Origin of the sequence: Agriterribacter sp. (genome assembly GCF_035444585.1) — a bacterium.
Lineage (GTDB): Bacteria > Bacteroidota > Bacteroidia > Chitinophagales > Chitinophagaceae > Agriterribacter.
On the sequence record NZ_DAOMOZ010000204.1, the window covers coordinates 1 to 8,522 of the forward strand.

Sequence of the window (8,522 nt, forward strand, 5' to 3'; positions counted from 1 at the left end):
TTAAAACATTTGAAGGAAAGCTGATGCTTACATTTCATGGTCCGAACAGTCCGGCAGGAAAAGAGCGGATGAAGATATTTGAAGCAGAAGACACGGGAAACAGCCTGAAACTGAAAAAGCAACTGCAGTAAAATTTAACAGTAGGATTAAGTCAATCAAATTCTGTCTGTGTTTCGTGAAACGTGCGATGTGAAACGACTCCCACGCCCGGCTGAAGGAGTGGTTTCTGCAAAAAAGTATCATTTTTATGATTTAAAGTAATACTTCTGCCTGCATTGTATCTGTAAATTTGAAAGTAGCTTACAACTGTGCTACGGTTTGATGCCCTATTCTGAATGTTACTGTGAAACTTTTATCAAAAATACTTTTAATCGTATTGGTGATGAGCGCATGTCATCCAAGGGAAAGTGAAACAAAAGATCAGCCAGTTGACTTGCAGGAAGAAGCTGTTAGCGTTCTCCGAAAAGTTTTACATAAACAGCAGCAATGGGTAAAAGTACATGCCGCGGAGTTTTTGATTTGGACGGGGAATGAGCGGGGCGTTAAGCAGGCTTTTTTAAAAGAGCTGGAATTGTTTCACCAAAAACCACAATACCGTATCGGCATCTGGAGGGTACTTGCACAGGTAAGCGATGGTGCCGAAGCCGCCCAATACCATAAACAAATTGTAAATGCTTTTTTGGATACGGCGGGCAAAGACAGGATCCATGCTATTGAAACGATGGCCAAATTAAAAATATCGCCTTTGCCTGATTATCCGTTTGAAACGCATGACGCGCTGAAAAGCAGCGTTAAAAGCCTTATTGCTTATGCGCATTGGGCCACTGCTTATACCAATGCTTATTCTATGCAGTCGGCTAAAAAATATTTCCTCGGCAGGCTGCTTGATGCAAATGAAGATGTGTTACAGCAACGTATAGCCGCATATGTATTGCGCAACAGCGGAAAGCTGGAAACGGCAGACTGGAAAGCTTTAAGTGACAGGGCGCTGGCATTGTCTGCCAGTGCAGAATCCGGGATCAGTTTTTTGAATGCCGCATTGCTTACTGCTCCGCAGGAGGTAAAAAGTGATGAAAGATATAAAAACGTCTTCGACCGGGTGCTTGCTTTTGCCAATACAAAGGACAAGGGAGCAAGAATGGATATAGCGGCAGGGCTGGCTGCTGCCGGCGATAAGCAACATTTGCCTCTTCTTACAGGCTGGCTGCGCAATGCAGATCCAATAGGCGTGCCGGCAGATGATGCAGATGTGCAGGCCTCTGCGGCTTATGCTATTTTAAAAATAGAAAAAAGATTATCAGCGAAAGACGTGCGTTTACCTTAATGGGAATATATCAATAATCTATGTGCACCTATGATCCTATGTGTAAAAAGAAAGAGGAAAAAATGCATAAGCGTATTGGAACTATAGTAACCGCATCTCCTGTCTGTAGTAAATAAGAAATTTTCGATAACGAAGACCTTACTATGAAGTATATCAAAAAATTAAGCGAACAGGATAAGAAGCTTTCGGTATCCACGATCAGCGCGTTCGTACCCGATGAAATCTACGATATCCATGCCCATCCATACCATCCTTCACATTTTCCGGCAGGAGAATGGGCGTTTTTAGAAAATGCGGGTATCCTCGGCTGTGAGGAACACCGCAACGCCCTGCAACGCTATATGCCTGCCAAAAAAATACATGGGCTCTATTTTGGCATGCCGCGGAAAACGGCCGATCGTGATGCCATGAATGCATGGGTGTCAGGGGAAGTGCGGCAAAATGCAACCGCGCTCAGTCGGTCGCTGATGGTCGTATCTCCCGGTGATGGCCCGGTTAAGGTGGCGGAACAATTAAGAAGCGGGGTGTTTTGCGGGCTCAAAGTATATCATTGCTACGCTTCACGCCCGGATACCATGAATGCTTCCATAACGGAATACGCCCCCGAATGGATGTGGGAAATATTGCACGAAACAAAAGGCATAATGATGCTGCATATTGTTCGCGACGGAGCCATGGATGATGCAGATAACCAGAAAGAAATACGCAGGCTATGCCGTGCTTACCCCCGGGCAAAACTGATCCTGGCGCATATTGCGCGCAGCTTCAATTACCGCAATGCCCGCAATGGTTTGCAGGCTATTTCTGATACAGATAATGTAGTGGTAGATACTTCTGCCATCACCGAAGCCGCATCTTTTGAGGCCGCTATCAAAGCATTGGGCCCCAAACGTATGCTCTGGGGTTCCGATTTTGCGGTAAGCGAAATGCGGGGACGTTGTATCACCACCGGTAATCACTTTTTCTGGCTTCACCCGGAGCTTATTCAAAAAGACTATCAGCCGCCAACCGCCAATGACATGACGTTGATTGGAATAGAGTCGCTCCTGTCGCTTCGTGAAGCCTGTGAAGATGAAGGCTTAACAAAAGCGGATGTGGAAGATATTTTTATGAACAATGCGCTGCGTGTGCTGAAGCCCCATCTGCCCGATCAATCAATAACGGGTGCTATTTCAGGGCCGGATCTGTGGAAGCAGGCGCGCACGGTTATTTCCGGGGGCACAGGATTGTTGTCGAAGCGTGCAGAAATGTTTGACCCACAGCATTGGCCCGCTTATTTTTCCCGTTGCAGGGGTTGCGAAGTATGGGATACAGCCGGTAAGCGGTATATTGATTTTGCAGGGGGCATTGGCGCCGTGTTGTTGGGTTATGCCGATGAAGATGTTACTGCCGCCGTTCAAAGGCGCCTCACAGCAGGTACCTATTGTTCGCTTGTTGATCCGCAGGAAGTGGAGTTAGCCGATATGTTGCTGCAATTGCATCCCTGGGCCGGGAAGGTCCGTTATGCGCGGGGCGGTGGGGAAGCAATGGCAATGGCAGTACGTATAGCACGGGCTTCAACCGGTAAAAGCGGGGTCGCTTTCTGCGGTTATCATGGCTGGCACGACTGGTATCTTGCTGCCAATATAGACACCACCGGAGCATTGGACGGTCATTTGTTGCCGGGCTTACAGCCCAAAGGCGTGCCCAGGGAACTGGCAGGGACTTCAGTGCCTTTTCAATACAATGACCGGGACTCTTTTGAAGCGGCGACAGATGCATTGGGTGACAATTTTGCCGCGGTAGTGATGGAACCTATGCGGTCGCAATTCCCCAGGGATAATTTTTTGGAAAGGATCCGGGAAAAATGCAGGCAGAAAAGTGCGGTGTTTGTGGTGGATGAAATTACCAGCGGGCTGCGGTACGGGTTCCCGGGTGCACTGTCAAAAACAGGAGTGGAGCCCGATATGGTTGTATATGCAAAAGCCATGAGCAATGGCTTTCCCTTTGCGGCTGTTATTGGCCGTGAGCAGGTAATGAGCGGGGCGGAAGACAGCTTTATTTCATCAAGCTACTGGACGGATGGCGTGGGTACCGCGGCAGCGCTGGCTGTGCTCAAAAAAATGCAGCGCTTCAATGTTCAGCAGTTGGTATGGGAGAAAGGTATAAAATTTCAGCAGGCATTAAAAGAAATTGCAGGCCGGTATCCCAACTGTGCAATTGAGATCGGAGGATTGCCTTCATCGCCCACGCTGAATTTTCAGTTGGCAGAAAATGCGCCGGCGGCCAAAACGCTTTATATCCGCAAAATGCTGGAAAAGGGATTCCTGGTTTCTTCTATCTTTTATTTGATGTATGCGCATGAAGAAAAGCATATGGCGGCATTGCTGGAAGCCCTGGAGCGTGCGCTTGGGGGTATGGAAAAGGTCATTGCGGATGGCACCCTTGCGGAAGAAGCAGGAAGGGATACTGCCGGTACGGGGTTTGCGCGGCTTGCCTAATGTAGAATAGACGCAAAAGTGTATTTTTATATAACGCAGGGAAAGACTGGCTTGTGTTGAAAAATAGTACCACATATCAGGATGAAAGTAACAGCCGTGTTAAAACAGGAAAAGTATTTTTGGATCAAAGGAGCAATTCATTTTAATAACAGCAGATATTTGGCTTAATAAACCTCACAAATGATCTTTCACCTGATAAAAATCCCTGCTACCGGTACACAACTCACCTTTTTAGACTGGATCGTTCTGCTGGCTTACGGTGCGGGCATGCTTTTGATCGGCTGGTTTTATTCGCGTAAAAACAAAACAAAGGACGACTATTTGCTGGGTGGACGGAAGATGAACCCTACCGCTATAGGCATATCGCTGTTTGCCACGCTGATGAGTACATTGAGCTATCTTACATACCCTGGCGAAATGATCCAGCATGGCCCGGTTATTTTTACGGGCATACTTGCATTTCCCCTGGTATACTATGTGGTGGGGTGGTGGCTTATTCCCCGTTTCATGAAAATGAATGTAACCAGCGCTTATGAAATACTTGAAAAAAAGCTGGGACTGCGTGTGCGCATGCTTGCCATTTTTATGTTCCTTTCGCTGCGGCTGCTGTGGATGGCCACCATTATTTATGTAACAGTAGATGTGGCCCTGTATTCCGTAATACAATTCGACCGGTCGTATGTGCCCTGGATCGGCGCTTTGCTCACCGTTGTTACCATTTTTTATACTTCCATGGGTGGCTTAAGAGCCGTAGTGGTAACCGATGTTATCCAATCCGGGATATTTTTGGGCGGGGCATTGCTGAGCATTGTGGTGGTGTGTTTTCAGTTGGGATCGTTTTCGGCGATCTTCCCTGCCGAATGGCCGGCACACTGGGATACCCTGCAATTCGGCTTTGATCCGCTGGAACGCACAACCCTGGGTAATGCAGTACTGGTGCTTTTTGTATGGTATGTTTGTACTTCGGGGTCAGACCAGATGGCAGTGCAACGTTACCTGTCTACAAAAGATATCCACACGGCGCGTAGATCATTTAAAATATCATTGTATTCCAATGTCATCGCTTATATTCTTCTGGCGCTGGTGGGATTGGCTATGCTTGCTTTTTTTGTCCGGAATGAGCACCTTCTGGTGACCGGTAAAAGTATCAACGACCAGGCAGATACACTTTTCCCACGGTTTATTATGATAGGACTACCCCCTGGTGTATCGGGGTTAGTGATAGCGGGCCTGCTGGCGGCGGCTATGTCAAGCATGTCTTCGGGACTGAATAGTGTTTCTTCGGTTATAACGGAAGATATCATTAAACGGTTCCGGAAAAAAAAGGCGGTTGTTGCCGATCCGTTAAAGCAGGTAAAAAAGCTTTCCTACCTCACGGGCGCGATTGTAATGGCGCTGAGCTTTTTTGTGGGGGAAGTACCTGGTAATTTATTAGATGTGATCATGAAGGTGGTTAATCTTTTTGTTGCTCCGTTGTTCGTACTTTTTTTCATGGCGCTTTTTGTACCTTTTGCAACCGGAAGGGCAACTTTTTGGGCGGGCATTGTATCGGTAGCTGTGGCTATTGCCGTGGCTTTCTGGGGTGTTTTCGGAATAACGGTACTGTGGATCATGCCCGTATCACTGATAGCCGGTATTGCAGCAGGTGTTATATTAAGTTATGCAGACCGGTTATTGTTTAAACCCGAAACAGGGCGTTCCTGAAAAACAATTGCCAGATATGTGTTTTAGAGGAATATCCGGTATAGGGACTGAATGGGATATTAAAGGTCGTTATTGCTTATGAAAGAATTTAAAAAATAGATGAATTCCACTCCGGGAGAACGCTTGACCCCTCTCCGCCCGGAGAGGGGTTGGGCTGAGGCAGTGACATAAAATATCATTCATTATGATACAAATGCGAAAAAGCCGGGTGCTGAAAAAGCTTCGGTCGGGCGAAACCGTTAGTTGTATTAAGATCAACCTCACCGATCCTAAGGTTTGCGAAATAGCGGCCCTGTCGGGATTTGATTGCGTATGGATAGACCAGGAACATATCGGACAGGACTGGTCGGCGCTGGCAGCTTCTGTTTGGGCTACCAAAGCGCACGATACAGATATACTTGTTCGTGTGCCGCGCGGCGCTTACAACAACTATATCAAACCCCTGGAACAGGATGCCACGGGTATTATGGTGCCGCATATCATGAGCCTGGCGGATGCTAAGGAAATTGTTCATCACACACGGTTTCATCCACTGGGCAGACGGGCAATTGATGGCGGCAATGCCGATGGTGCTTATACAGGTGTTGATTTCAACCTGTATTTAGCGCAGGCAAATGAACAGCGTTTTGTAATACTCCAGATAGAAGATCCCGAACCGCTGGAAGAGCTGGAAGCCATTGCCGCGTTACCCGGATATGATATGTTGTTTTTTGGCCCCGGCGATTTCAGCCAGGGTATAGGAGCGCCGGGGGTATGGGATCATCCAACATTAATTAAAACAAGAGAAAGGATTGCAGAAGCAGCGAAGAAATACGGAAAATTTGCCGGTACGGTGGGCGGCCCGGGAAACCTGAAAGAACTGAATGAAATGGGTTACCGGTTCGTAAGTATAGGGGCCGATGTGGTTGGATTAAAAAACTATTACGGCACATTGATGCAGGCCTTTAGCGGGTCAGATCAGGCAGGCAGCACGTCCTATATAGAAAAACAATAAATGATGCAGCGGAGATTTTTAGGAAATACCGGCATAGCGGTTTCGGAGATCGCTTTTGGCGGGGTAGAAATTGGATTACCCTATGGCATTGGCGTAAAGTGGGAAGAAGATATGCTGCCCGAACAAGATGCGGTGCAACTGTTGCTAACGGCATTGGATTGCGGCCTGAATTTTTTTGATACCGCAAGAATGTATGGTGTGAGTGAAAATATTATGGGAAGGGCATTTGCCGGACGAAGGGATGAAATTGTATTGTGTACCAAGTGCCGGCATTTCAGAGATAACAATGGAAACCTGCCCGGCGACGGAACATTAAGAAAGATCATCCGTCAATCTATTGAAGAAAGCCTGCGGGCCTTACAAACAGATTATATTGACCTGTATATGCTGCACCAGGGCGATATGGAAATACTGGACCGGGATGCGGTTGCCGGCGAAATGCAAAAGCTGAAAGCAGAAGGCCTGGTGCGGTCCATCGGAGTATCTGTATATTCAGTGGATGAGTCAGAAAAGGCAATACGTTCGGGTGTATGGAATACAGTGCAGTTGCCTTTTAACCTGATGGATCAGCGGCAGCAATCTTTGTTCAGCCTTGCAGAAGAGAAAGGGGTAGGGATAGTAGTACGGTCGGTTTTATTGAAAGGACTGCTGAGCAACAGGGGCACGGGCTTGCACCCGATGCTGGCGCCGGTGGAAAAACACATTCAGCAGTACCGGGGCCTGTTAAACGATAAATTTACCAGCCTGCCTGAGCTGGCGGTGAAGTTTGCACTGTCTTTTCCGCAAGTATCATCGGTATTGGTTGGTATGGATAAGTTCGAATATTTAAAACAATCGCTTGCGGCGGCGGATGGTTATTATCTCAGCAAAGCGCAATTGGAACAGGCGCAGGCGTTGCAGTATCCCGATCCGGCATTCCTGAACCTGCCCTATTGGGATAAGATGGGGTGGCTGAGGTAGGGCAAATTTGAAAATTTGAAAATGTGGAAATGTGGAAATGTGGAAGTGTGAAAATGTGTGTCAAGCCTAAAAAAAACCTGCAACCTGCAACCTGTAACCATAACCATAAACTATAAATCATAAACCACAAATCACATTCATGTCTTCGTGGTTCAAATCTCAAATCTTAAATCTCAAATGATAAAAATAGGCATCACAGGAATGAGTCCCGGCAACGCCCACCCTTATTCCTGGTCATCCATAATAAACGGGAAATATGATGGCGAAGAAATAAGCAAAACCGGCTATCCTGCGGTTGCCGCCTATCTTAATGCCAACTGCGATACCCTGGGTGTGCCGGGTGCCGGGGTAACGCATGTATGGACACAGGATATGTCTGTTTCTAAAAGTATAGCGGCATCTTCCGGTATTGAACATATAGTGAAAAGCGCCGAAGATATGATCGGCCATATAGATGCGCTTATACTTGCCCGTGACGATGCTGAATTTCACGTAGAAATGGCTAAGCCGTTTGTTGAAGCGGGCATTCCTATTTTTATTGATAAGCCTTTAGCCATTAAACCGGAAGACCTGGAATGGTTTGAGCGACATGAGGCGAACGGTAAATTTATCATGTCCTGCTCCTCTATGCGCTATGCCAGTGAATGCCGGATCGTTAAGCAGGACCTTGCATCGTTGGGTAAGCTTGAACTTGTAACGGCTGTAGGGAAAAAAGACTGGCTGAAGTACGGAGTACACATGCTTGAGGCAATGTTTGCAACAATAAATGATCCTGAAGTAGCTACAGTGCAACATGCAGGTGAAAAGGGGAGAGATGTAGTGCATATTGTTTTTGAAAACGGATTGCAGGCCACCGTTCATTTGTTTAAGGACATTTCCGGCACCTTCCAGTTAACATTTTTTGGACAACAGGCATGGCGCATGGCGGACATCAAAAATTCATATTCCATGTTCCGCGATAATATCATTGAATTTGTGCGAAGCGTACAGGAAGGGAGACCGCGGCTGGATTTTTCCAAAACAAAAAATATCATTCAAACCGTGATTGCCGCAGAAGAAA

The 8,522-nt window shown here is 47.0% G+C and carries 6 protein-coding genes; all 6 read left to right on the forward strand.

Translation table 11 applies throughout. The annotated features are described in order from the left end of the window. Nucleotides 1-382 precede the first annotated feature (382 nt). Entirely contained in the window at nucleotides 383-1,324 is a 942-nt protein-coding gene (locus PLH26_RS17565) for a hypothetical protein (RefSeq protein ID WP_324587337.1), read from the forward strand. Between the two features lie 143 nt (nucleotides 1,325-1,467). After that, nucleotides 1,468-3,804: an aminotransferase class III-fold pyridoxal phosphate-dependent enzyme gene (locus PLH26_RS17570; protein ID WP_324587338.1), complete on the forward strand. Its 2,337-nt coding sequence runs from the start codon at nucleotides 1,468-1,470 to the stop codon at nucleotides 3,802-3,804. Nucleotides 3,805-3,984: 180 nt separating this feature from the next. Beyond that, nucleotides 3,985-5,508, forward strand: a complete 1,524-nt coding sequence (locus PLH26_RS17575) for a sodium:solute symporter family transporter (protein WP_324587339.1) — start codon at nucleotides 3,985-3,987, stop codon at nucleotides 5,506-5,508. A 184-nt stretch (nucleotides 5,509-5,692) separates the two neighbouring features. Beyond that, nucleotides 5,693-6,502 (forward strand): HpcH/HpaI aldolase family protein, encoded by an 810-nt coding sequence (locus PLH26_RS17580; RefSeq protein ID WP_324587340.1) that lies wholly within the window; start codon nucleotides 5,693-5,695, stop codon nucleotides 6,500-6,502. Then, complete coding sequence (locus PLH26_RS17585) at nucleotides 6,503-7,462, forward strand: aldo/keto reductase (protein ID WP_324587341.1); 960 nt, start codon at nucleotides 6,503-6,505, stop codon at nucleotides 7,460-7,462. Nucleotides 7,463-7,639: 177 nt separating this feature from the next. Beyond that, a partial coding sequence (locus tag PLH26_RS17590) for a Gfo/Idh/MocA family oxidoreductase (protein ID WP_324587342.1) occupies nucleotides 7,640-8,522 on the forward strand: 883 nt, incomplete at its 3' end.